Genomic DNA, 24,170 nt, shown 5'->3' with positions numbered 1-24,170 from the left:
GATGAAACCAGGTTATTTTTCACTCGTCCTTCATGCCCACCTTCCGTACGTGCGACATGAAGAGAAACACCGCTTAGAAGAGAGATGGGTGTATGAAGCCATCTCCGAGACATATATCCCGATTCTTTGGCAAATCGACCGTCTGCAAAAGCCGCTTCATTGGACGGTCAGCATTTCACCGCCCGTCGTCGAGATGCTCGCCGACCCGCTCGTCCAGGACCGTTACGTGGAACATTTGGATGAGATGCTCGAATTGATTGAGATTGAGCTCGCCGAAGGACGGAGCGAACAGGAAGTTGAGACGCTCCATTTTTATCGCGGGCGCTACACCGATTTGAAAACAACGTTCCTGCATTGGGAAAAGAACTTGAACCATGCGTTCCGTACATATCGTGAGCAAGGGTTCATCGATATGGTCACATGTACGGCGACGCACGGCTTCAACCCGCACTTGTTCACGGAGCAGGCCGCCCGCACGGAAATCCGTACCGGTTTGAACTGTTTCGAGCGTCATTACGGGTTCCGCCCGACCGGCATTTGGTTGCCGGAGTGTGCCTATACGCCGGGTGTCGACCGCATCTTGTACGAGGAAGGCGTTCGTTATACGTTCGTCGATGAGCACGCTTTACTCGATGCCGACCCTACTCCGGACAAGGGGATTGGCGCACCGGTCTACTCGCCGCATGGCGTCGCCTTGTTCCCGCGTGACCAAATCATCTCCGGGAAGATTTGGAGCTCGATGATCGGGTATCCGGGCCATCCTGACTATCGCGAGTTTTATCGTGACCTCGCCTATGACCGCGACTGGGCGTATATTGAAAAGTTCATGCACCCAGAAGGGATTCGATTCGATACCGGTCTGAAGATGCACCGCATCACGGGCGACTCGGATGAGAAAGACTATTATGTCCGCGCCTGGGCCGAACATCAAATCGACAACCACGCCCTCGATTTTGCGCAGACGCTCGAAGGGCATCTCGAGGCCCATGGTGGACAAATGTTCCCGCCGTTCCTCGTGACGGCACCGTTCGATGCCGAGTTGTTCGGACATTGGTGGTTTGAAGGACCTGAATTCCTCGGAAAGGTCGCCGAGCGGCTCGAAGAGTTCGGAATCGAGACGATTACGCCGGCCCTGTTCCTCGAGCGCCACTTCCAAGACCTCGAGACAGTACACGTCTCGATGAACACGTGGGGGCGTAAAGGTTATGGTGATGTGTGGATCAACGAGCGCAACGAATGGATGCTCCGCCACTTGCACATGATGGAAACACAACTCGTCAAAGACGTGGCCGATTATCGTCACGCCTCACCGCTCGTCGATCGGGCGCTCATTCAACTCGTGCGACATTACGTCCTCGCCGTATCGAGTGACTGGGCCTTCATACTCGACGGACAGACGACGGCCCAATATGCAGCCGAACGCTTCCGCGAGCACACACGCCTGTTCGCTGAGCTCGAGACGGCACTGTATCAAGACAAGTTATCGGATGAACTGCTCGCCGACCATTATCGCGCGTATCCGTTCCTTGATGATGTGGACATTGACATCGACACGTTCCTGTCTCCGCACGACTATTACGTGACTGAGGAACGTGGCAGTGAAGGCGAGGCGATTCTCGTCTTGACGCCAGAATATACAGGCAACGTCGTCGGTGATCTCGGACGCCGTGTCATCGACGAGGTCGAAGCCCGGGCGGCGGAAGGCGAGACGGTGTACGTCTTGACCCCGTATAAGGAAGGGTTACCGGAGTATGAACGTCACAACCACGTCCACGTGTACCGCGTCCGTCTGACGAGCCCGTTCTTGGAGCACGTGATGAACCAAGTCGCGGCCCAAAACGTGGCGTACGTCAAACTTGCGCATGAGCTCGTGGCCAAAGTTCCGTTCAAAGCGATCCATCAATTTGATTGGATGACGATTCCTGCGGCACGTTCGCTTGCGAAAGCACTACAAGTTCCGTTATACTCAACTATGTTGTCCTTTGAAACGACCCGCAATCCGCACGGACACGGCGGTCTGTTCGACGCGATTCACCGAATCGAGAACAGCGTCCTCGCTGAAGCCGACACGGTGTACATCTGCGAACAACTATCGACTGAGGAAGTCGGAATGCGCTATGCGATTGGTGATAACGTAAAAACCTGCCTGCCGCTCGATGCTTCGCCATACGGGCAAAAACGTTTGAAAAAGAACACGAAATAACCTTGCTTTTTCAAATAAAAATTGGTAGGATAATTGAGTATGCTTAGACTGTAAAGCAAAAGCACTTGATACAACATTAGTAAGATGGGAGTGAAAGAAATGCGCGTTAAAATCACACTAGCTTGCACAGAAACAGGCGATCGCACGTACATCACGAAGAAAAACAAACGTAACAACCCAGAGCGCCTCGAATTGCGCAAATACAACCCACGTCTCCGTCGTCACACGCTTTACCGCGAAGTGAAATAATGAGACTGGCCGTCACTCATGTGGCGGCCTTTTTTTTGAACAAGGGGGAATTGAAGTGATTGAAAAGAAACAACTTCGGCAAGACGTACATCGTCAAATCCGTGAACTCGACGACAGGTCGGACCGGGACCGCGTCATCATACATACATTGACCGAACTGAAGGCGTGGCAAGAGGCTGATACGGTGGCTGTCACGCTCGCCCTCGATTTAGAGATTGATACGTTGCCGCTCATCCGCTTAGCATGGAAGGCAGGAAAATCGGTGTTTGTGCCGAAAGTTACGAAACAGGGACTCACGTTCCATGAGATTCATTCGCTAGAAGACCTCGAGCCGGGCGTCATGAATATATTGGAGCCGACGACTGAAGCGACGATGCGCTCGATTGACGTCTGTATCGTCCCCGGCCGCGTGTTTGACCGGTCCGGCTATCGAATCGGATGGGGAGGCGGCTACTATGATCGCTACCTCGCCACGTACAAAGGGACGACCATCGCGTTGGCCTATGACGTTCAACTGCTCGATGAGATCCCGATTGAGCCACACGACATTCCTGTCGAATTCATCGTGACGGAAAGGGAAACGATTTTATGTTCGCCATCTTCGTTGTAACTTGTCTGGTGGCCTTTGCCGGCTATCGATTGCGCTCGTTGACCCGCTCCGGTGCCGTCTTGACGGTCGTGACGGGGACGGTCATCGGCTACGGTTTCGGTTGGTTCGGGCTCTATTTACTCGGTGTCTTCTTCTCGACATCGTCGCTCGCCTCGAAATATCGTGCCCGGGACAAGGCGCCTGTCGATGAGATTGTTGAGAAATCGGGTCCCCGTGATTTCGTACAAGTGCTCGCCAATGGGGGCGTCGGCATGGTGACGGCGCTTGGAATGATTCTTGCGCCAAACGATGCCTGGTTATTCGCCTATGTCGCCTCGATTGCCGCGGCGACGAGTGATACGTGGGGATCTGAGTTCGGCGTCCTCGCCAAGCAGAAACCGCGCTCGATTCGGACGTTCCGTGAAGTCGAACCGGGAACGAGTGGTGGGGTGTCCGTGTTCGGTACGGTCATGTCGATTGTCGGGGCCACGGTCATCATCCTCGCCTCGCTTCCATTTATCGAGATCGATGTGACGTTCGCGCTCGTCTTGATCGCTCTCGGTTTGAGCGGCAGCGTCGTCGACACATTGTTAGGGGCCACGGTGCAACGGAAATACCGATGCCGTGTGTGCGGCAAATTGACCGAGAAGAAAATGCATCATCGTGAGCCGACGGCTTATGTGTCGGGCTGGCGTTTTCTCGGCAATGACGCCGTCAACTTTTTGTCGATCGCCGCGGCCGCGACGATTAGTTTCCTCTTGTTACGATGAGGGTAGTACAGAAAATGTAGATGTTTCAAACGAATGTGAATTTTGTCACAATATCGCCAAAGTGAAAACGGTTTCCTTAGTAGTGAGTGTTTGTGAATGATGTTACAATCTTTATGTAACAGACATAACAAAAACATGAAACAGATTGTTCGAAGGGTGGAGAATCAATATGGAAACATTAAATCATGCAAAAGTAACACGCGTCGCGCTCGTTGGGGCCGGAGCGGTCGGTGCCAGCTTTGCTTACCAATTGACGACAGCAAGTCTTTGTGAGGAACTCGTCATTATCGACATCAACAAATCGAAGGCGGAAGGCGAAGCGATGGACTTGAACCACGGCGTCTCGTTCGCTTCTTCACCGATGCGCGTCTGGGCAGGGGACTATACGGACTGTGGTGCAGCAGATATCGTCGTCATCACTGCCGGTGCTCCGCAAAAACCGGGTGAAACTCGCCTCGACCTCGTCGAGAAGAACGCCAAAATCATGAAATCGATGATTGGGGACATCATGGCATCTGGATTCGACGGCATCATCATCATCGCCTCGAACCCGGTCGACATCATGACACATTTGGCTTGGAAATACTCAGGTTTACCGAAACACCGCGTGTTCGGATCAGGAACGGTACTCGATACGTCACGTCTCCGTTACATGCTCGGCGACTATTTCAACGTCGATCCACGCAACTGCCACGCCTACATCATGGGTGAGCACGGAGACACGGAATTCGCGGCCTGGAGCAACGCCCGCATCTACGGGAAGTCGGTCGAGCAGTTGCTTGAAGAGAACGACGAGTATACATGGGAAGACCTCGAAGACATCTACGTCAACGTTCGGGACGCGGCGTACCACATCATCGAGCGCAAAGGCGCGACGTACTACGCCATCGGCCTCGGTTTGCTCCGTCTCGTCAAGGCTGTGCTCCGTAACGAGAACACGTTGTTGACGGTCGGCGCACATTTAGATGGTGAATACGGCTTGAACGATATCCATATCGGTGTACCGGCCATCATCAACCGCCAAGGAGTCCGTCAAGTCGTGGAAATCGAGTTGTCAGACGAAGAAAAACAAAAGATGCATCATTCGGCAGAAGTGTTATTGAAAACGATGCAACCTGTCTTATAAGAACGATTACTCGTTCTGTCATGACCGTAGTTGGCTCCCGCCACTACGGTTTTTTTGTGGACCGACGGAAGAGCGGGGCAGATTGGGGCGATGCTCGATTTTGTCGTCCTGCCTAAATTCCTTTAGAATGAAAGTATAGAAGGAGGTGAGCCAACATGACAGAACCAGCTTGTTTTTGGGAAGATGTATATCGTGCCGTCGAAGCAGGAGGACGCATCGAGGGCGTCTTAGAGCCGTCGCGGGCACTTTTATTGTTCGACACGAAAGCGGGGGATGTCTATCACCTCTACATACGGACAGATAAGGCGTGGGCGAACCATGTCGCCTTGGACGTCGAGGCGGTCATGAACTCGTTTCGCTTGGCCCGAATCGGCCGCGAGAAGCTCCATGTCCACATTTATGGTGACCCGCTCGTCGATGAAGAGCGTCTGTCGTCGCTCACGTTCCCGATTGCGGCAAAAGTGAAGCTCGAGATGCGGCCGTGCGCCGAAACGGAAACGTCATATCGCCCGCGTGCCGTCGCTCTCGACCAACAACGGAAAAATGAACTGAAGCAACGGTTCGCCTTTGGGAAGCCTCAGTTCGTCTATGCGCTCATGTTCGTGACGTTCCTCGTCATGTGGTTCGCCGAATCAATCGGCTCGACGCTCGATCCGAACACGCTCATCCGCTTTGGTGCGAAAGTGAATCCTCTCATCGACGAAGGAGAATGGTGGCGTCTGATCACACCGATGTTCCTTCATATCGGTTGGTTCCATTTCGCCATCAACATGTTCGCGCTCTGGTCACTCGGCCCGCTCGTGGAACGGATGTACGGGTCGACGCGTTTCGCCACCATTTATCTGTTGGCAGGTGTCATCGCCACGGTCGCCTCGTATGCGTTCAGCGAAGCCATCTCGGCCGGCGCGTCCGGGGCATTGTTTGGGCTTGTCGGCGCACTGCTCTATTTCGGACTGCGCGACCGCTCCTTATTTATGAAGACACTCGGCCCTCCACTGTTTATTATGTTAGGATTAAACGTGGGACTCGCTTTCGTCCTTGGCGCTAGTTTGGACCATTCCGCACACGCGGGTGGACTCGTCGGGGGCTTTCTGATGGCGGGAGTGGTCGGCTTACCGGATGAACATGTGAAGAAACGTCGCCTGCTATTTGCGGGGCTCGTGTTCGTGGCGTCCGGCATATTATTTTGGCTCGGCTACAATCGATGACAAAGGAGTAAGGGTATGATTGAAACGTTGAAGCAATTGGTTGAAATTCCAAGTCCGTCCGGGATGACGGACGAGGCGATCGGATTCGTCGAACAAGAACTGACGGCACTCGGGATCCCCACGAAACGCTTGAACAAAGGGGCGCTTCTGGCGACATTTGAGGGCAAATCGAATCGAGCCCGCCTGTTGACGGCCCATGTCGATACGCTCGGCGCGATGGTGAAAGAAATCTTGCCGAGCGGCCGCTTGCGCTTGACGCAAGTCGGTGGATACGCCTGGACCGCAATCGAAGGGGAGAACTGTCTGGTTCATGCCGAGACGGGTGCGCCGATTGAAGGAACGATTCTCATTCATCAATCGAGCGTCCATGTCTATAAGGATACGAATAGCGCCGAACGGACGGCGTCAACGATTGAAGTGCGCTTGGACGCGGACGTCCATACAGCCGAAGACGTAAGGGCCCTCGGTATCGAGGTCGGGGACTTCGTCTCATTCGACCCGCGCTTCCGTCAGACCGACGCCGGTTATATCAAATCACGTCATCTCGATGACAAGGCGTCCGTTGCCATCTTGCTCGATTTGGCGAAAGATCTGGTCGAGGCGGAGTTGCCACACCCGGTCCATTACTTGATCTCGAACTATGAAGAGGTCGGGTTCGGGGGCAACGCCGGAATTCCCGAAGCGGTGACTGAATATATCGCTGTCGATATGGGTGCGCTCGGGGACGGGCAACACTCGGACGAGTATACAGTTTCGATTTGTGCGAAAGATTCGTCAGGCCCGTATGATCTCGGGTTGCGCCGTCAATTCACCGCGCTATGCCGGGAACATGACATCGCCCATAAAGTCGATATCTATCCGTACTATGGATCGGACGCCTCGGCTGCAATCGGAGCCGGCTACGATGTGCGCCACGCGCTCGTCGGACCAGGCATCGAGTCGAGCCATAGCTATGAGCGGACGCATCTCAAATCGCTCGAAGCGACGCGGGAACTGCTGTACCGTTTCGTGCTCACCGCGATGGAGGACGAACGATGAAAAATTTTTATGACGTCCAGCAATTTTTGAAATCGTTCGGCACGATCATTTATATCGGGGAGCGCGATGCCGAGATCGGGCTCATGATGATGGAACTCGATGAGTTGCATGCGGGCGGAATGATTGAACAACGGGAATATGACACGGCCAAGATTATTTTGACCCATGAACTGAAAAATTCAAGAGATTGACAGAAAAACCCCTAGTGCAAAGGTTTGCACTAGGGGTTTAATAGTGTAAACTATGGGATGAAAGCGATTTAATCGAGACGAGGAGTGAAACACATGAAGTGGTTATTAGGAATCGACATTGGTGGAACGACGGTGAAGATGGCCGTCCTCGATATGAACGGGATTATTTCTGACAAGTGGGAGATTACAACGGATATTCGTGAGAACGGGGTACATATTCCGACTGATATTGCCGCTTCATTCGAAGCCTATTTAGAAACGTCGGGCAAAGCGAAGCAAGATTTCGCAGGAGCGGGCATCGGGGCACCAGGCTTCGTCAACTTTTCAGAAGGTGTGGTCGAATATTCACCAAACATCGGCTGGAAAAACTTTGCGCTCGTCAGCGAGTTCGAGAAAGCGGTCGGTTTGCCGGCCGTCTTAGAGAATGACGCCAACGCTGCCGCACTCGGTGAAATGTGGAAAGGGGCAGGCGAAGGCGCGTCAGAACTGCTCGCCATCACGCTCGGCACAGGCGTCGGCGGCGGTGTCATCACGAACGGCAATATCGTCCACGGGGCTGCTGGTATGGCTGGGGAGATTGGCCATATCACGGTTGAACGTGACGAGTCGAAAGCCGTCATGTGTGGCTGCGGCCGTAAAGGTTGCATCGAGACGATTGCTTCGGCTACAGGGGTCGCCCGTCTGGCGCTCCAAAAACGTAAAGGTCGGACGACATCATTGAACGAACTGAACGAAGTGACGGCACGCGACGTGTTCGAAGCGTATAAAGCGAATGATGTCGTCGCGACAGAAGTCGTGAACGAAATGACCGAATATCTTGGATTGACGATTTCGAATATCGCCAACACGTTGAACCCGAAGATGATCGTCATCGGCGGAGGCGTCTCGAAAGCACGCGAAGCACTCCTCGAGCCGCTCGACGAGCAGTTCAAACGGTTCGCCCTCGAGCGCGTCTATGCGTCAACGGCGTTCAAAATCGCGGAACTCGAGAACGATGCGGGTGTCATCGGTTGTGCGTGGCTCGCTCGTAAACACTTTATCCCGACTCGTGTATAACGTTTGTCCATGTACGCCTGCGATTTGACGCAGGCGTGTTTTTTATTTGGAACGGGTATGGGATAATGTAAAATTTGTAATGACGGAGTTGATTTTTTGTTAAAAAAGGGGTAAGATTTGGACTTGATACCGGACTGTTATCGTACGTGAAATGGATAACAAGCCAATTGGACTTATAAAAAAATAGGGGGACGCGAATCAGTTGGTCTCGTCGCCCGTTGAACAGAGGAGGAGGCCGTCAGATGAAGTCATCTCAGAGCTTCTCGAAGCTTACTATGCGACTGAATGATACGGTCCGCGCTTCGTTTCATGAATATCGGTTATTTTGGATTTTCTCGCTATTACTTTGGACGAAGACGTACGTAGTTTACCAATTTTTCTTCAATATCCCGATTGAAAACACCGCTCAGGCATTCATTCTGCTGATCAGCCCGATCAGCTCCACTCTATTCCTATTCGCGTTCAGTTTCTTCTTTAAAGGAAATAAGCAGAAATGGGTCTTGTACATGCTGTATGCCGTAGCATCGTTCATCTTGTTTGCGGATGCCGTCTATTACCGCGAGTTTACCGACTACTTGACGATGCCGGTCATCTTGCAACCGTCGAACATGGAGACGTTGTCGACATCGTTCACGTCACTGTTGGAATGGAAAGATTTGATTATCCTCGGGGACGTTCTCATCTTGCCGTTCATCCTATGGCGCATCAACGCGACAGCGACGGCTGCCTCTCATCGGAGAGCGCTCGTGACGTTCGCGACGGCCGTCGTCGTGTTCTTGTTCAACTTGTCGCTCGCTGAAACAGAGCGTCCGGAACTGTTGACTCGTTCGTTCGACCGGGAACTGTTGGTCAAGAATATCGGGACGTTCAACTTCCACGTCTACGATGCGATGCTTCAAACGAAAACGTCGGCCCAGAAGGCGATGGCTGACGGGTCAGAACTCGCCAAAATCGAGAAGTACACCCGTCAACACTATGCAGCACCGAACCCGGATTACTTCGGGAAATATAAAGGCAAGAACGTGGTCGTCGTCTCGTTCGAGTCGGCCCAAAACTTCACGCACAACATGAAAGCGTCGAATGGCGAGTACATCACACCGAACTTGAACAAACTGATCGAAGAGTCCCACTACTGGCCGAACTATTACCATACGGTCGGTCAAGGGAAGACGTCGGATGCCGAGTTCGCACTCGACAACTCGCTATACGGACTTCCGCGTGGTGCCGTCTACTTCACGAACGCCGATAACGAGTATCAGGCACTCCCTGAATTGATTAAGGAAGATAATTACTACTCGGCCGTGTTTCATGCGAACAACAAATCGTTCTGGAACCGAGACTTGATGTATAAAAACATCGGCGTCGATCAGTTCTTCGATGAGAAGAGCTATGATCTTGGCAACCCCGAGGACATGACTGAATGGGGACTGCTCGATGACAGTTTCTTCGAACAGTCGATTCCGATGCTCGAGGAGCTACCGGAACCGTTCTATGCGAAGTTCATCACGCTCACGAACCACTTCCCGTACACGATGCCGAGCGAGGACTACGAACTCGTGCCGAAATTCGAGACGAGTTCGACGACACTCAACAACTTCCCACAAGCGCTCGCGTATCAAGATTATGCGCTCGGCTTGTTCATCGATGAGTTGAAGGCGAACGGCATGTGGGACGACACGATTTTCGTCGTCTACGGTGACCATTACGGGATCTCGACGAACCATAATGACGCGATGGCCGACTTGCTCGGCAAAGACGAGTTGACGCCATACGACGTCGCCAAGCTCCAGTCCGTCCCGTTCGCGGTTCATTTACCGGGACAAGACAAAGGTGAAGTGCACGAGACGATCGGCAGTCATGTCGATATGAAGCCGACGATCTTGCACTTGCTCGGGATCGACACGTCGGACACGGTAGGTTTCGGAAGTGACTTGTTATCGGAAGACCGGACGAGCCGCGCCATTTTCCGGGATGGCACCGTCATCACCGACGAATACGTCTGGACGCAATCGACATGCTATGACGCTTCGAGCGGTGAAGTCGTCGAGGACGTCTCGCTCTGTGGACCGGATAGTGCAGAAGCAGAGAAGATTCTCCAAATGAACGATGATTTGATTTACTCAGATTTGCTCCGCTTCAAAGAGCAGACCGAACAATAACAAATAGCGCCGTCCCGCTTAGCCGGGACGGCGCTATTTGTTATACAAAAAAAAGACGACCAGAGTCGTCTTCGTGCTCATTAGCCTGGGATTCCACCGTAAATCAATGTCGCGACGCCGAAAAATCCGAATACGAGTACAGTGACCGCGGCGAAAGCAAGTGGAAAGAATTGGCGCTTCTTAAACGAACGAGCCATTCCCCAGATTGCAACGAGTGCAACGATGAGCGAGATCCATCCAAATGGTTCATACAAATGCATGACGAGTTCCCCCTTTATTATACGTCATGAAATTCATAAAAATTTCACTGAAATATCATTATTATTTTATCCGATAATGTAGACGCTGTCGAGAAAAGAAAGCCTCCGCTACAATTTTGCCACAATATCGATTAGAATGATGGGGGAGGTGTTCTGGATGAACATAGTAAGAATCACATCGGGCCTGGCCCAAGAGAACGGATACGTACTCGAAAAAGAAGGTACGGTCCTCATCGTCGACCCGGGCACGGATGACCCGAAATTCTTCGAGGCAGTGGAACGATTCGGTGGCTTGAACGCCATTCTGTTGACACATGCCCACTTTGACCATATCGGGGGAATCGATGCCTTGCGTGACCGTTACAACGTCCCGGTCTACGTCCATGAAGCGGAACGGACGTGGCTGATGGACGACGAGAAGAACGGGGCGGCGAAGTTTCATCTACCAAGTGCGGCGATGCGACCGGCCGAACGGATCTATCAAGGCAAGACGCTCGAAATCGGTTCGTTCACCATCGAGTTGCATCACACGCCGGGTCATTCGCCGGGCAGCGTCACGCTTCACTTCCCGACCGAACGCATCGCCTTCTGTGGGGATTTGATTTTCAAACAGTCGGTCGGACGGACCGATTTGTACGGTGGTGACCAAGCGACGTTGCTTGGATCGATCGATCGCATGCGTCAGTTGTTACCGGGTGAAACGGTGCTCTATTCAGGTCATGGGCCGAAGACGACGCTCGAGGCCGAGATTCGGACGAATCCGTTTTTCGACAGATAACTAAAAAAAGATTGTCTCACGAGGAGACAATCTTTTTTTACATTTGGAAGTTACTCCAATACGTGAAGACGACGAAGAAGACAGTCAAATAAGCGCCGAACACGTATACATACGTTTTTTCAGTGAGTTTCAAGTAGCCTAGTGCGACGAAGAAAATAGTTTGAGCTAAAAAGACAAGACCCATTACGACGAAGTCACCACTATGTTCGCTACTGCTTTGATCTCCACCGAGTGCGCCTACGAAAGCAAGCGCCGCGATCAACCCAGTCCAAAAGCCTAGGACACGGAACATTCTCGCCATGTTAATCCCCCCATACGTGCATTATTCCATTCTCATTCACTATTTTACCAACACATTCAGAAAAATGCTATGAAAACGTGTGAATTGAGCAAAATAATCGTGAAAAATATGTGAAATAAAAACGTTGGGCAAGGTTGTACAAAAAAATTAAAAAACTTGTACAAACTATGTACAAAACGGGTATAAGGTTGTATAATCAACTTACACACATCGAACGAATCGTTCCACACATTATAGAGGAGGTATTGGAATGGCAAATGAATTGATGTTCTACACGTACCCGAGCTGTACTTCATGCCGTAAAACGAAAGCGTTTTTACAGGAGCAGCACCTTGAGGTAAGCGAGCGCCATATCTTCCGCAACGCTCCGACCGTGGACGAATTGAAGACGCTATTGGCACTGAGCGAAAACGGAGTCGACTCGCTTCTCGCAACGAGAAGTCAGGCGTTCAAGCAATTAGACATTGACGTCGAAGATTTAAAGCTGAGCGAGTTGCTCAAGTTGATGAGCGAAAATCCGAAACTATTGAAACGCCCGATTTTGACGGATGGCAACGAAGTCATTGTCGGTTATGACAAGGCGACAATCGAGGCGTATGCCCGCCGTTTCGAATCGACAACTGCAAACGTTTCATGACGCAAGTCCACTTTCCAACGAGTGGGCTTTTTTTTTATGCTCATGTTGAGGTGGCGGAGATGATGCGAATAATTGAGCGAGTGATTGATGCGGCACGTACGTTGCAGGCAAGTGATGTCCATTTCATGCCGTTAGGGGACGAGGTGATGATTCAAGTACGGCATGGGGCACACTTGCAACGATTGGAGATGATGACACATACAGACTATGAACGATTGACCTTACATATGAAGTATTGGTGCTCGTTGACGGAAACAGATCATCGCGTGCCCCAGTCCGGTATGTACGCCGGGTCAGTTGAGGCAATCCGGGTCACTTTCCTACCATCGTTCGACCGAACGCTCATGTCGTGGCGGCTTCCGAACGCCTCGTTCCATTTAGCGGAGTTGTTAGATGACAAGGACGTCCATCGGTTCAACGAATGGTCGACGTTGCGGCAAGGTCTGCTCTTAATCGGGGGCGCGACCGGGGCGGGGAAGACGACCGTCCTATATGCGTTTTTACAAAGTTTGGCCGGTCGACGCATCGTCACGATTGAGAACCCTCCGGAGAAGCAAGTGCCGGGCGTGATTCAACTCGAAGTCAATCCGAAAGCGGGACTCGACCATCGCACGTTGCTGAAAGAGACGCTCCGGGCCGATCCGGATGTGATTGTCATCGGAGAGATCAGGACGAGTGAGGAGTTGAGGGTGGCGCATGATGCGGCACTCAGCGGTCATATGACGATTGCGACGTTCCATACGGCGAGTGTGACAGATGGCGAACGGCGACTCGAACAGCTCACGGGGAAGATGGAAGTCGCACGGCATTGGTGCATCCTGCACCGGGAAGACGAGGTGAGCTGTACGTGGTCCGAGACCAATTGAGCAAGGAGTTGGCCATCATTCGCCGCTTCCTCAGACTCCAGTCACGTGGAGTCGGGTTGAAGAAGACGTTCGAGACGCTCGAACTGCATGAACGTGGAAAAATGAAACTAGTCATCCGTGAGATGCGGAATCAACTTGAGCAAGGACGCCCGCTCGCCAACGTGTTCGAGGGACTCGTCACCGACCCGAGGATGCGAGAGATGCTCGTCACAGCCGAACGGGGTCATCATTTTTTGGAAGGGCTTGAGCAAGTGCTCGTCTTATCGACGATGCGCCGCAATCTACGGCAAGAACTCAGCCAGTTGGCACGGTACCCGCTCGTGATTTTGACGATGCTGCTCGGGCTCGGTGCGATTTACGCCCTGTATATCTTCCCAAAGCTGTTGACGATGGTAGAGGTCGATACGCTCGATGGGCTGAACGCGATTCTTCTGTCGCGATGGTTTTTCCCAGGTCTGTTCGTCGGATTGCTCGTGACTGGGGCCGGCCTCTATTGGAACGGCCGACGCGGCCGACTCGTGCCGCTACGTGTCGTCGAGAGAGGTAGACGGCTGTACGTGACGTACTTGTTCGTCAGTGAGTTAGCCTTGTTGAGTGAAGGACAGGGTTCGGTCCGTCACATCATCGAGCGGCTGTCACGAGGAGACGGTGAAGTGGCGAGCATCGCGAGACGGATGCATGAGCGCATGTCGGCCGGGTGCGAACTCGAGGCGGCGGCGCGGCAAGAGCGTTTGCTCGAGCATGAAGTCGTCAGTCTGTTCGGCGTCGGGACGGTGAGCGGGGAGCTCGGATCAATCATGATGATTCATCGGGATCTCGTGTTCGAAGAGATGGAGCTGTATTGGAAGCAGCTGATCGCCAAGGCGGAACCGATGTTATACGGATTTTTAACGGTGATGGTCACGATGATCTTTTATACGATTTATTTGCCGGTCAAACTAATCATGTCTCAACTATGACAAGGAGGAATCTGATTATGACACGCTTCAAATCAGAACAAGGATTCACGCTCGTCGAAATGGCCGCCGTCTTGCTAATTATCTCGGTGTTGCTCTTGCTCCTCGTCCCGTCGATGTCAGACGGGAAGTCACGAGCGGACAGCGTCAGTTGCGAGGGCAGTGTGCGCATCGTCGAGTCCGAAATCAATTTGTATTACGCGGAACATAAAGCGTACCCTGAGACGTTAGTGGCGATCGACCGTGCCACGACTGAGAGTCCGCTCGAATACAGTTGTCAGTCGCTCGTGTACACGTATGCGCCGACGACCGGTACGTTGACGAAACAGTGAGGCGAGACGGCTATACGTTAATCGAGACGGCGGCCGTCCTCGTCATTTTGGCACTCCTGCTCCTCATGGCGACCCCGGTCGTCCGGTCGATGGACCGGTTGGCATTATTCGATTTCACGGAGGCGCTCGTGAGTGACATCGCCGAAGTGGGACAAGCGCCCTACGTCGCCGCCGACGGCTCGTGTGTGCCGCGTTTACGTTGGTATCTCAAAGAACGGCGCTACCAAATCGCTTGCGGGACGACACCAATCGTGTCCCGCGTGGTGCCGGAAGGGGTCAATCTGAGTTTGCCGACCAATAGTGAAATCGTCTTTTCACGCACGGCAGCGACGTATGCGGGACAGTGGAAGTTCTATTCAGGAACGACGATGGTGACGTTGAAATTCAGGATGGGGACGTACGAGCCGGAGGTGTTGCGCGTTGAAGGGAAATGAGCAAGGAGTCACGTTTTGGGAGATTTGCCTCAGTCTGGCGCTCTTACTGGCTTGGGTCGGTGTCGTTGCCCCATTCATCGAGGCGGCGACGGAACGGGTCGAGCGCCTCGAGACGACCGTCCGTAAGTATGAACGGCTCCAAGGGGAGGTGCTGCGCGATGCCGCGAACCCGAGCGGACGCCAAACAATCTGTGACGGCGACCTTTGCCTGCCGACGCTTTGATTCGGGCTTCACCTTGCTCGAAGTGAGTCTCACGATGTTGATCATCCCGCTCTTCATCGGGCTGATGGTCCACTTCCTCGTCCTCGGACAAGCATTTTATGAACAACCTCGGGCGAAAGTTCAGACGACGCCGCAACTGATGGTGCGGAAACTGTTCGAGAGCCGCGATTGTGACGTCGTGTCGGGCCGTCTCGTCGGTACGCACGTGCGCCCGGACGGGACGACATGGACGTGGACGCTCAAACAAATCGACCGGAACTTGGTCATGGTCGGAGACGGGGGAGGGAATTTGCTATTTTTAAGAGGAATCGAGGCGTACCGGGTCGAACCGGTAGGGGAAGGTTTTCGAATTCAATGGAACGATGCGACCGGGCCGCGCGAGAAGAACGTGATGTGCATGCGCGCGGATACTTTGTGATGTCGACGTTAATCGTATTGACGTGGTTACTCGGCGGGGCGATGTTTTGGTATACTGATATCGAACGAAGCACTGAACAATTGGCGCTCGATGCCTTGGCGATTCGCTTCGAGGCTCACGTGATGGTGGCGGAGCGGACGTGCGGGTCGACCGCGGTCGCGTTGACGAGACCGACCGGCACGATCCAATGCCGTCCGCTCGGCACTGGGACGATTGAGGTCGACGTACGCCTTCAGACCGGTGAACGACATAAAGAGGTGATTTATTTCGATGACTAAACCGTTTTACATCATTGGATTTATGGGTACAGGTAAATCAAGCTTAAAACAATATCTTGCAAAATCGAATCACGTCATCGATTTGGACGAGTTGTTTGAAACACATACCGGTATGGACATCCCGGCATATTTCGATCGTTACGGCGAAGCAGCGTTTCGGCTCCAAGAGAGTCGACTGTTACAAAATGCGCGCGCTGACTATATCGTGACGGGCGGAGGGATTGTTGAACGGGAAGCGAATATGGAATGGATGCGAGAGCAAGGTGTCATCATCACGCTCGACTTGCCGTTTGAAGCTTGTTGGGAACGGATTAAAGACTCGGACCGTCCACTCGTTCGTAACGGAAAAGCGGCCGTTCATGCATTGTACGAACGTCGTCGACCGCTCTATGCGCGCGCAAATCACGTGCTTGACGCTTCGCTCTGCACAGAGGCCATCGCGCATACATTGAATCAGTTGAAGGAGGTAGAAGGATGATTTGGATTAATCTTGGGATTATCGTACTCGCACTTGTCGGGCTCGGCTTGTATGGCTTCTTATTGTACCGTAATAAAATGAAGGCAGACCTTCGTCGCGTGAAGCGCTTGACGGAACGGTTCCAAATCCGTGCCGACGTCATCCAAGGGCTCGTCAATGAGATTAAACAACACGTGGATACGGTCAATGCATCGGTGAAACAGATGAAAGCCTATTCGGTGAAAGTGAAGGACGAGACGATGGAGCTGAAACAAGCGACCGTCGGCTTGACGAAAGAAATTAAACGGACCGCTGGAATCGAACGCCCAGACGTTTCCACTGAGACTAAAATATGAAATAATGAGGATGAAAACGTTTTCGTTTTCCATCCTCTTTATTTTTGCCCATTTTGGCTAGGCAGAGCCGCAAAAAATTGATAAAGTGGAATAGAAAACGAAATATTTCACGAAATACATTATTTACGTTCGGGATTGGGGGATAATATGGAGAAAGTATCGTTAAAACGTACGCCTTTATATGATTTAATTTCCGTAAAGGCGAAGATGGTGGATTTTGCGGGGTTTGAGATGCCAATCATGTTCTCATCGATTAAAGAAGAGCATCAAGCGGTTCGCAACAACGTCGGGATGTTCGATGTGTCACACATGGGGGAGATTCGCATCGAAGGACCGGATGCGCTCGAGAACGTGCAACGTCTTGTCACGAACGATGTGTCAAAATTACAGATTGGTCAGGCGCAGTATAATCTGTTCTGTTTACCGAATGGCGGTGTCGTCGACGACCTGCTCGTCTATCGACTCGATGAAGATGCATTTTGGCTCGTCGTCAACGCCTCGAATATCGAAAAAGATGTGGCGCACGTCCGTGAATATGTCACAGGGGACGTCACAGTGACGGATGAGTCGAACGCCTATGGTCAAATCGCCATCCAAGGACCGATGGCTGAACAAGTGCTCGGCCGTTTGACGGATTTGCCGCTGGCCGACATCAAGTTTTTCCGGTTCATGACCGGCGACGTGGCCGGCGTGTCGACCATCGTTTCACGCAGTGGCTATACGGGGGAGGACGGGTTTGAATTGTATGCCCGCGCCGAAGACGTAGCCGCAATTTGGTCAGCGTTAGAAGCTGAAGGCGTCACGCCATGCGGGCTCGGCTCGCGTGACACGCTCCGGTTTGAAGCGTGCCTCCCACTCTATGGGCACGAGCTCGATGAGACGGTCACTCCGTTCGAGGCGAACTTGAACTTTGCCGTCAAACTCGATACTGAGTTCATCGGTAAGGACGCCCTCGTGAAGCAAAAAGAAGACATCCCGCGCCGATTGATCGGCTTGCGTCTGCTCGGGCGTGGTATCGCTCGTCAAGGCGCGACGGTCGAAGTTGACGGAGAGACGATTGGTGTTGTCACGACTGGTACGATGCCGCCGACGGTGAACGAATCAATTGCCTGGGCGCGCGTCGATCGCCGTTTCGCGGAGGCGACACACTTTATCGTTGAAGTTCGGGGTAAAAAAATAGAAGCCGAACGTGTACCGACACCGTTTTATAAACGTAAATGAAACAGGGGGATTCAGCATGAATAGAATGGAGTTTCGTTATTTACCGATGACAGAGCAAGATGAGCGTGACATGTTGCAGACGATTGGCGTAGAGTCGATTGAAAACCTACTCGAGGATATTCCAGCATCGCTCCGGGAGACGGCTTCTTTAGCGGCCATCGGTGCGCCGCTTCCGGAAGTTGATCTCGTTCGTCATATGACGAAGCTGGCTGAGAAAAACGTGCACACGAAATCGACTCCGAGTTTCCTCGGGGCTGGGATGTACGATCACCTCTCTCCGAGCGTCATGAACCATATGCTTCTCCGTTCCGAGTTCTATACAGCTTATACGCCGTATCAGCCTGAAATCTCGCAAGGTGAACTCCAAGCGATGTTCGAGTTCCAAACGATGATTTGCGAATTGACGGGGATGGACGTGGCCAACTCGTCAATGTATGACGGAATCACTGCCCTCGCCGAAGCAACGTATCTGGCGAGTGCCCATACGAAGAAAAAACGTGTCGTCGTATCAGGAGCGGTCCATCCGGAAGCGAAGGATGTCATCCGAACATACGCCGGTGGGCCAGGGCTCACGGTCGAATATGCGGACGTGAGTGCGGGAGTGACCGATATATCTGACATCGATTTGACGGACGCCTCGTGTCTCGTCGTCCAATATCCGAACTTCTTCGGTCGTGTCGAGGACTTGTCAGCCCTCGCGAAAGCAGCGCACGACGCCGGCGCCTTGTTCGTCGTGTCGAGCAATCCGCTCGCGCTCGGTATTCTGGAATCACCGGGTGCGCTCGGTGCCGACATCACAGTCGGTGACGCCCAACCGTTCGGAATCCCGCAAAGCTTCGGCGGTCCTTCATGTGGATACTTCGCCGTCAAACAAGCACTCATGCGCAAACTTCCAGGCCGCCTCGTCGGTCAAACGGTCGATGAGGATGGGAAGCGCGGTTTCGTCTTGACGCTTCAGGCGCGGGAACAACACATCCGTCGTGACAAAGCGACGTCAAACATCTGCTCGAACCAGGCGCTCAATGCGCTCGCGGCATCAATCACGATGTCTGCCCTCGGGAAGTACGGGATTCGTGACATGGCCGTCCGTAACATTCAAACGGCCCATTACATGAAAGAAGCACTCAAGACTGCCGGATACACGGTAATCGATGAAGGGCCGATGTTCAATGAGTTCGTCGTCGACTTCGGAGTCGATGCGGAAGATGTGTCGCGTCATCTGCTCGAGGCCGGCATCATCGGCGGCTTGCCACTCGGCTCGTATGAGACAGAACGGCAGACGCAAATGTTGCTCTGCGCGACGGAGCTTCGGACGAAAGAAGAAATCGATCAATTTGTTGAAGTGGTTGGGGGGATGAAGTGATGCAACACGAACAAACATTAATTTTCGAAGTGTCACGTGCAGGACGAACGGGCTATAACTTGCCGACACCGACCGTGCCGGAAGTCGATTTGGACACGCTCTTACCGGCTTCGATGATCCGTCAAGAAGCGGCCGAGCTTCCGGAAGTATCGGAACTTGATGTCGTCCGCCATTATACGTCGCTGTCGACACGCAACCACGGTGTCGATTCCGGCTTCTATCCGCTCGGCTCGTGCACGATGAAATATAACCCGAAAGTGAATGAAGATATGGCCCGCCTCCCTGGCTTCGCCCATATCCATCCGTTGCAGCCGGTCGAGTCGATTCAAGGGGCGCTCGAGCTCATGGTCGACCTGCAAGAACAACTTGCCGAAATCACCGGCATGGATGAAGTTACGCTTCAACCGGCAGCCGGGGCCCATGGAGAATGGACCGGTCTCATGCTCATCAAGGCGTTCCACCATCACAACGGTGATATGGAGCGGACAAAAGTACTCGTGCCGGATTCGGCACACGGAACGAACCCGGCCTCGGCCGTCGTCGCCGGTTTCGAGACGGTGACCGTCAAATCAGATGAGCGTGGGCTCGTCGATTTGGAAGACTTGAAGTCAAAAGTCGGGGCCGATACGGCAGCGCTCATGCTGACGAACCCGAATACACTCGGTTTGTTCGAGGCCGACATTTTGGAGATTGCCAAAGTCGTCCACGAGGCCGGCGGCAAACTTTATTACGACGGTGCCAACTCGAATGCGATTTTAGGCATCGCCCGTCCTGGGGATATGGGCTTCGACGTCGTCCACTTGAACTTGCATAAGACGTTCACGGGCCCGCACGGTGGTGGCGGTCCAGGATCTGGACCGGTCGGAGTGAAGCGCGATTTGATTCCGTACTTGCCAACGCCGATTGCGCGCCGTGCCGAAACGGGCTTCACGCTCGATTATGATCGCCCGCAATCGATTGGCCGCATCAAACCGTTCTATGGCAACTTCGGGATTAACGTCCGTGCCTACAGCTACATCAAGACGATGGGCGCGGAAGGGTTGACGCGCGTCTCACGCGAAGCGGTATTGAACGCCAACTATATGTTCGCCCGCTTGAAAGATGCGTTCGATGTGCCGTACGATACGTTCTGCAAGCATGAGTTCGTCTTGTCTGGAAAACGTCAAAAAGCGCTCGGCGTGCGTACGCTCGATATCGCCAAACGATTGCTCGATTTCGGCTACCATCCGCCGACGATTTACTTCCCGCTCAACGTCGAGGAGTGCATCATGGTCGAACCGACGGAGACGGAATCGAAAGAGACGCTCGACGCATTCTGCGACGCGATGCTCCAAATCGTCAAAGAGGCAGAAGAGAATCCGGAAATCGTTCAGACGGCCCCGCATACCACGGTCGTCAAACGACTCGACGAGACGCTCGCTGCTCGCAAGCCGGTGCTCAAATACGAACGACGCCAACCGTCGTCCATCAATTGAAACCGAACCCGTTCGCTATAAGCGAGCGGGTTTTTTTGCGCAAAAAAACGTCCATCTCCGCTAGAAGGAGTGGACGTAGTGAGCGGGTCAGTCTTTTTTGACTTTCCCTTTCCAGTTTTTGAAGCCGCCGTCGAGCATGTAGATGTCCGTATAACCATTTTTCATGAGCAGCTTGGCCGCTTGGTTCGTACGTGACTTGCCTTGGCAATACATGAGGATCGGTTGATCTTTGCGAAGTTCTTTCATGCGCAGTTTCATTTGTCCGACCGGGATGTTACGGGCGCCGACGATGTGGCCTCCCTTGTACTCGTTCGGTTCACGGACGTCGATCAATTGACCTTTACGGAGCGATGCACGGAACTCTTCTTGCTTCATTTTCTTCAAACCGCGAGCCGGCAAGAAACGCCAGACGATGTATGCGATGAGCGCAGCCCATAGGATGATGACGAGGATAGTTTCGATTCCCATTGATGTTCTCCCTTTCTCTATTAAGTTTCACCAACATCCATTATAAAGAATTTAAGGTCATGAGACAATGATTGACTGATGGATTTCCCCGTTCTGCTTTCGGTTTCTAAATGGTTGCGTTAAAATAGAGATTGCAGAACGGAACATAAGGGGAGGCTATGCCCATGCCGACACCGAGTATGGAAGATTACTTAGAACGAATTTATTTGCTGATGGTGGAGAAAGGATACGCTCGCGTATCCGATATCGCCGAACATTTAGGGGTGCATCCCTCCTCTGTCACGAAAATGGTGCAAAAGCTCGACCGGGAAGATTATTTGATTTATGAGAAATATAGAGGTCTCATGCTGACGAACAAAGGCCAAAAAATCGGGAAACGGCTTGTCGAACGGCATGCGATGCTCGAGTCATTCCTACGCTTGATTGGCGTCGACGAAGCTCACGTCTATGAGGATGTCGAAGGTATTGAACACCACTTAAGCTCAAATACGCTCGACTGTATGACCCAATTCGTCGAATTTTTCGAAGACAAACCGGAACTGATGGCACAGTTTCGTGCGTTTCAAGACGTGAACCGCTCTGAAGACGAGTGAATGTAAACGACCGCGACCGATGAATCGAATCGGAAGCGGTCGTTTTTACATAAATCTAACCTAAACCCGAACGATGACTTCATATTTTTTAAGTAAAGTCTATTTTTAAGCCGTTTTTATGATAGAATGGGTGCTGGTAAGAAAGATAAGGGGGTGACGGCGAACAATCGCCGACATTATGGATATTCAAATCAAAGGGAAACTGTTTGACGAAGCGCAGATTAAACAACGTGTGGCGGAACTCGCCCAACAAATCGAACGCGATGCGGCAGGGACACCGATCGTCCTCGTGGCCGTCTTGAAAGGGTCGCTCGTCTTCGCAGCCGACTTGATGCGCGAGATGACGGGCAGTGTCCAACTCGACACGGTCGCGACGTCGTCATACGGGAAGAAATCGGTCTCGAGTGGGAACGTCCAACTCCGTAAAGATTTAGATCTCGATGTCGAAGGAAAGTACGTCGTCATCATCGAGGACATCATCGATACGGGACAGACGCTCAAATTTTTATGCCAGCACATGACGTTACATCAACCGGGAGAATTGAAGATTTGTACACTTCTCGATAAACCGGCCCGCCGGCTCGTCACGTTGGATGCGGACTATGTCGGTTTCGAGATTCCAGATGAATTCGTCATCGGGTATGGCATCGATTATGCCGAACAGTACCGCAATCTGCCGTACATCGGCTTCGTCGAGACAGAATGAAAAACGAACCAGGCCGGATATGGCCTGGTTCGTTTTCACATATTGGCTTTCTTTTTCTTCTTGCCTTTCTTGCCTTCGATGACGGTCAAGTGAGGGGCGTCACTGCGATGCGCCGAGCGGGTCGGACGCTTCGACAGTTTCGTCACGTTCGAACTGGGCTTCACTTTCTTCTTGGCCGCAGTGGACGGCTTGACTTTCGGATTCGCACCTGGGCGTTGCATCCGTTTTTTCGAGGCTTGAGCGGTCTTCCGGTAACGCATATCCTCAGCCGAAATTTTCGGCGCCATGAACACTCGATAAATCACATAGAAAATCAACCCGAAAATCCCGATGAAGAGCAACTGTCTGAACAATCGACCAGGGTCGGTCGCGAGCATATGTCCGACACCGATGAAGCCTAAGATGAACACGATCGTGGCTGCGGTCGAGCCGATTCTTTGTCTGATCATGGTGCTTTCCTCCTCTTTATCCCTCTCTTTGCACGGCCGGTTGACCTAGTTCTGAACGTTCCCATGTCTCGAACGCCTCGATGGCGACACGGATTTGTTCGTCATTCGGTTCGCGCGTCGTCAACAATTGTAAAGACAACCCAGGCTTGCCGAGAACGGACAAGAAGCGATGTTCACGGAAGCGGTTTGTGAATTGGAGCACCTCGAACGAGATGCCGATGACCACTGGCAACAAAGCGATGCGGCTGACGAGTCGGACCCAGAGGGGGTCGATCGGGACGATCATGTAAACGCCGATGCCGACGAAAACGGTGAATAGGATGAAACTCGATCCACAGCGATAGTGGAGGCGTGAGCTTGCCCGAACGTTATCGACGGTAATCGGTCGTCCGGACTCATAACAGTTGATCACCTTGTGCTCGGCCCCGTGATATTGGAACACGCGCCGGATAAGTGGCGTCAAGGAAATCAAATAAAGGTAACTGAGCAACAATACTAATTTTATTCCCCCTTCGAGGAGGTTTTGAATCACATGACCCGACAATGCGGGCACGCTTTGGAACATGGCGGCGAGAAGGGCCGGGGTGACGTTGAAAATCAGCTTCCCGAACACGTATGAGATGACGCCGACGATGGCGATCATGACGACCATCAACATGTTCTGTTTTTTCTCTTCTGGTTTCGTTGCCTCGTCCTCACTCGGGTCGACGTCATAACGATCGCTTGCGAACGTCATATGGGCCGAACCATTTTTGAGTGATTCGTATAGCGCGACCACACCACGCAGGAATGGGATTTTTTTTAACGATTGGACCCACGGGACGAGAATGCGGGGCTGTTGGAACGTCTCGATAGACCCGTCTTTCCGTCGAATCGCCGAAGCGCTCTCGGTGCGTCCTTGAAACATGACGCCTTCCACGAGCGCCTGACCACCGACGGGAATCATTGGTTTAGTTTTCATGTCATTTCCTCGATTCCTACAGTTATATAGTTGAATTATACCGTGATTC

Annotated in this window: 31 protein-coding genes; 26 read left to right on the top strand and 5 right to left on the bottom strand. The window is 52.6% G+C overall.

Annotated features, from left to right (window positions below; all coding sequences use genetic code 11):
- Window position 1: 1 nt before the first annotated feature.
- From KNP95_RS01000 to KNP95_RS00955, 10 genes are all read left to right on the top strand, one after another.
- Entirely contained in the window at window positions 2-2,203 is a 2,202-nt protein-coding gene (locus KNP95_RS01000; RefSeq protein WP_214835159.1) for a 1,4-alpha-glucan branching protein domain-containing protein, read from the top strand.
- An 84-nt stretch (window positions 2,204-2,287) separates the two neighbouring features.
- On the top strand, window positions 2,288-2,452 hold the full coding sequence (gene rpmG, locus KNP95_RS00995; RefSeq protein WP_255313299.1) for a 50S ribosomal protein L33: 165 nt from the start codon (window positions 2,288-2,290) through the stop codon (window positions 2,450-2,452).
- A 55-nt stretch (window positions 2,453-2,507) separates the two neighbouring features.
- Window positions 2,508-3,062, top strand: a complete 555-nt coding sequence (locus KNP95_RS00990; protein ID WP_021065730.1) for a 5-formyltetrahydrofolate cyclo-ligase — start codon at window positions 2,508-2,510, stop codon at window positions 3,060-3,062.
- The gene (locus KNP95_RS00985) at window positions 3,041-3,811 is read left to right on the top strand and encodes a DUF92 domain-containing protein (RefSeq protein WP_058763916.1); all 771 of its coding nucleotides are present in this window, start codon (window positions 3,041-3,043) and stop codon (window positions 3,809-3,811) included. Before KNP95_RS00990 ends, KNP95_RS00985 begins: the two co-directional genes overlap by 22 nt.
- A gap of 169 nt (window positions 3,812-3,980) precedes the next feature.
- Window positions 3,981-4,937, top strand: coding sequence for an L-lactate dehydrogenase (locus tag KNP95_RS00980; protein ID WP_021065732.1), 957 nt, complete (start codon window positions 3,981-3,983; stop codon window positions 4,935-4,937).
- 155 nt (window positions 4,938-5,092) lie between these two features.
- Window positions 5,093-6,145 carry a rhomboid family intramembrane serine protease gene (locus tag KNP95_RS00975; RefSeq protein ID WP_131471267.1) on the top strand — a complete coding sequence of 351 codons (1,053 nt, stop codon included), beginning with the start codon at window positions 5,093-5,095 and terminating at the stop codon, window positions 6,143-6,145.
- 15 nt (window positions 6,146-6,160) lie between these two features.
- Window positions 6,161-7,183 (top strand): M42 family metallopeptidase, encoded by a 1,023-nt coding sequence (locus KNP95_RS00970; protein WP_214714634.1) that lies wholly within the window; start codon window positions 6,161-6,163, stop codon window positions 7,181-7,183.
- A complete protein-coding gene (locus tag KNP95_RS00965) occupies window positions 7,180-7,374 on the top strand; it encodes a YqgQ family protein (RefSeq protein WP_021065735.1) in 195 nt (64 codons plus the stop codon). The genes KNP95_RS00970 and KNP95_RS00965 overlap by 4 nt, the downstream gene beginning before the upstream one ends.
- 93 nt (window positions 7,375-7,467) lie before the next feature.
- On the top strand, window positions 7,468-8,430 hold the full coding sequence (locus tag KNP95_RS00960; protein WP_214835158.1) for an ROK family glucokinase: 963 nt from the start codon (window positions 7,468-7,470) through the stop codon (window positions 8,428-8,430).
- A 242-nt stretch (window positions 8,431-8,672) separates the two neighbouring features.
- Window positions 8,673-10,589 carry an LTA synthase family protein gene (locus KNP95_RS00955; RefSeq protein WP_214835157.1) on the top strand — a complete coding sequence of 639 codons (1,917 nt, stop codon included), beginning with the start codon at window positions 8,673-8,675 and terminating at the stop codon, window positions 10,587-10,589.
- 80 nt (window positions 10,590-10,669) lie between these two features.
- On the opposite strand, the gene KNP95_RS00950 is transcribed toward KNP95_RS00955, so the two are convergent.
- A complete protein-coding gene (locus KNP95_RS00950; protein ID WP_029595254.1) occupies window positions 10,670-10,849 on the bottom strand; it encodes a DUF2759 domain-containing protein in 180 nt (59 codons plus the stop codon).
- 157 nt (window positions 10,850-11,006) lie between these two features.
- On the opposite strand from KNP95_RS00950, the gene KNP95_RS00945 reads away from it, so the two are divergent.
- Entirely contained in the window at window positions 11,007-11,627 is a 621-nt protein-coding gene (locus tag KNP95_RS00945; protein ID WP_214835156.1) for an MBL fold metallo-hydrolase, read from the top strand.
- 37 nt (window positions 11,628-11,664) lie between these two features.
- On the opposite strand, the gene KNP95_RS00940 is transcribed toward KNP95_RS00945, so the two are convergent.
- A complete protein-coding gene (locus KNP95_RS00940) occupies window positions 11,665-11,928 on the bottom strand; it encodes a DUF2626 domain-containing protein (RefSeq protein ID WP_021067727.1) in 264 nt (87 codons plus the stop codon).
- Window positions 11,929-12,178: 250 nt separating this feature from the next.
- Between KNP95_RS00940 and KNP95_RS00935 the strand changes: the two genes are divergently transcribed.
- From KNP95_RS00935 to gcvPB, 13 genes are all read left to right on the top strand, one after another.
- On the top strand, window positions 12,179-12,565 hold the full coding sequence (locus tag KNP95_RS00935; protein ID WP_021067726.1) for a Spx/MgsR family RNA polymerase-binding regulatory protein: 387 nt from the start codon (window positions 12,179-12,181) through the stop codon (window positions 12,563-12,565).
- Between the two features lie 59 nt (window positions 12,566-12,624).
- Complete coding sequence (locus KNP95_RS00930; protein WP_131471262.1) at window positions 12,625-13,431, top strand: ATPase, T2SS/T4P/T4SS family; 807 nt, start codon at window positions 12,625-12,627, stop codon at window positions 13,429-13,431.
- Window positions 13,413-14,390, top strand: a complete 978-nt coding sequence (locus tag KNP95_RS00925) for a type II secretion system F family protein (protein WP_058763902.1) — start codon at window positions 13,413-13,415, stop codon at window positions 14,388-14,390. Before KNP95_RS00930 ends, KNP95_RS00925 begins: the two co-directional genes overlap by 19 nt.
- Window positions 14,391-14,407: 17 nt before the next feature.
- Window positions 14,408-14,719 (top strand): prepilin-type N-terminal cleavage/methylation domain-containing protein, encoded by a 312-nt coding sequence (locus KNP95_RS00920; RefSeq protein WP_021067723.1) that lies wholly within the window; start codon window positions 14,408-14,410, stop codon window positions 14,717-14,719.
- Window positions 14,716-15,153, top strand: a complete 438-nt coding sequence (locus KNP95_RS00915) for a prepilin-type N-terminal cleavage/methylation domain-containing protein (protein WP_021067722.1) — start codon at window positions 14,716-14,718, stop codon at window positions 15,151-15,153. The genes KNP95_RS00920 and KNP95_RS00915 overlap by 4 nt, the downstream gene beginning before the upstream one ends.
- Window positions 15,140-15,376, top strand: coding sequence for a hypothetical protein (locus KNP95_RS00910; protein WP_131471258.1), 237 nt, complete (start codon window positions 15,140-15,142; stop codon window positions 15,374-15,376). Before KNP95_RS00915 ends, KNP95_RS00910 begins: the two co-directional genes overlap by 14 nt.
- Window positions 15,312-15,794, top strand: a complete 483-nt coding sequence (locus tag KNP95_RS00905) for a prepilin-type N-terminal cleavage/methylation domain-containing protein (protein ID WP_165569415.1) — start codon at window positions 15,312-15,314, stop codon at window positions 15,792-15,794. The genes KNP95_RS00910 and KNP95_RS00905 overlap by 65 nt, the downstream gene beginning before the upstream one ends.
- Window positions 15,794-16,072, top strand: coding sequence for a hypothetical protein (locus KNP95_RS00900; protein WP_021067719.1), 279 nt, complete (start codon window positions 15,794-15,796; stop codon window positions 16,070-16,072). Before KNP95_RS00905 ends, KNP95_RS00900 begins: the two co-directional genes overlap by 1 nt.
- A complete protein-coding gene (locus KNP95_RS00895) occupies window positions 16,065-16,550 on the top strand; it encodes a shikimate kinase (protein WP_236355692.1) in 486 nt (161 codons plus the stop codon). Before KNP95_RS00900 ends, KNP95_RS00895 begins: the two co-directional genes overlap by 8 nt.
- The gene (locus KNP95_RS00890; RefSeq protein ID WP_021067717.1) at window positions 16,547-16,885 is read left to right on the top strand and encodes a hypothetical protein; all 339 of its coding nucleotides are present in this window, start codon (window positions 16,547-16,549) and stop codon (window positions 16,883-16,885) included. The genes KNP95_RS00895 and KNP95_RS00890 overlap by 4 nt, the downstream gene beginning before the upstream one ends.
- Before the next feature lie 147 nt (window positions 16,886-17,032).
- Entirely contained in the window at window positions 17,033-18,106 is a 1,074-nt protein-coding gene (gene gcvT / locus KNP95_RS00885; RefSeq protein WP_058763896.1) for a glycine cleavage system aminomethyltransferase GcvT, read from the top strand.
- A gap of 25 nt (window positions 18,107-18,131) precedes the next feature.
- A complete protein-coding gene (gcvPA, locus tag KNP95_RS00880) occupies window positions 18,132-19,469 on the top strand; it encodes an aminomethyl-transferring glycine dehydrogenase subunit GcvPA (protein ID WP_214835904.1) in 1,338 nt (445 codons plus the stop codon).
- Window positions 19,469-20,944 carry an aminomethyl-transferring glycine dehydrogenase subunit GcvPB gene (gene gcvPB / locus KNP95_RS00875; RefSeq protein WP_021067714.1) on the top strand — a complete coding sequence of 492 codons (1,476 nt, stop codon included), beginning with the start codon at window positions 19,469-19,471 and terminating at the stop codon, window positions 20,942-20,944. Before gcvPA ends, gcvPB begins: the two co-directional genes overlap by 1 nt.
- Before the next feature lie 87 nt (window positions 20,945-21,031).
- Here gcvPB and KNP95_RS00870 read toward each other — a convergent pair whose 3' ends face one another.
- Complete coding sequence (locus tag KNP95_RS00870; RefSeq protein ID WP_081637957.1) at window positions 21,032-21,406, bottom strand: rhodanese-like domain-containing protein; 375 nt, start codon at window positions 21,404-21,406, stop codon at window positions 21,032-21,034.
- A 170-nt stretch (window positions 21,407-21,576) separates the two neighbouring features.
- On the opposite strand from KNP95_RS00870, the gene mntR reads away from it, so the two are divergent.
- Window positions 21,577-22,005, top strand: coding sequence for a transcriptional regulator MntR (mntR, locus tag KNP95_RS00865; RefSeq protein ID WP_029595266.1), 429 nt, complete (start codon window positions 21,577-21,579; stop codon window positions 22,003-22,005).
- 178 nt (window positions 22,006-22,183) lie between these two features.
- The gene (gene hpt, locus KNP95_RS00860) at window positions 22,184-22,711 is read left to right on the top strand and encodes a hypoxanthine phosphoribosyltransferase (protein WP_029595267.1); all 528 of its coding nucleotides are present in this window, start codon (window positions 22,184-22,186) and stop codon (window positions 22,709-22,711) included.
- A gap of 35 nt (window positions 22,712-22,746) precedes the next feature.
- Here hpt and KNP95_RS00855 read toward each other — a convergent pair whose 3' ends face one another.
- Both KNP95_RS00855 and KNP95_RS00850 read right to left on the bottom strand, forming a co-directional pair.
- Window positions 22,747-23,160 carry an SA1362 family protein gene (locus KNP95_RS00855; protein ID WP_021067710.1) on the bottom strand — a complete coding sequence of 138 codons (414 nt, stop codon included), beginning with the start codon at window positions 23,158-23,160 and terminating at the stop codon, window positions 22,747-22,749.
- A 16-nt stretch (window positions 23,161-23,176) separates the two neighbouring features.
- Window positions 23,177-24,121, bottom strand: a complete 945-nt coding sequence (locus KNP95_RS00850; RefSeq protein WP_214835155.1) for a DUF1385 domain-containing protein — start codon at window positions 24,119-24,121, stop codon at window positions 23,177-23,179.
- Between the last annotated feature and the right edge of the window lie 49 nt (window positions 24,122-24,170).

Source organism: Exiguobacterium sp. s36 (assembly GCF_018618345.1).
Lineage (GTDB): Bacteria > Bacillota > Bacilli > Exiguobacteriales > Exiguobacteriaceae > Exiguobacterium > Exiguobacterium chiriqhucha.
The sequence above is the reverse complement of the archived record's forward strand: the minus strand, read 5'-3'. Positions and strand labels throughout refer to the sequence as shown.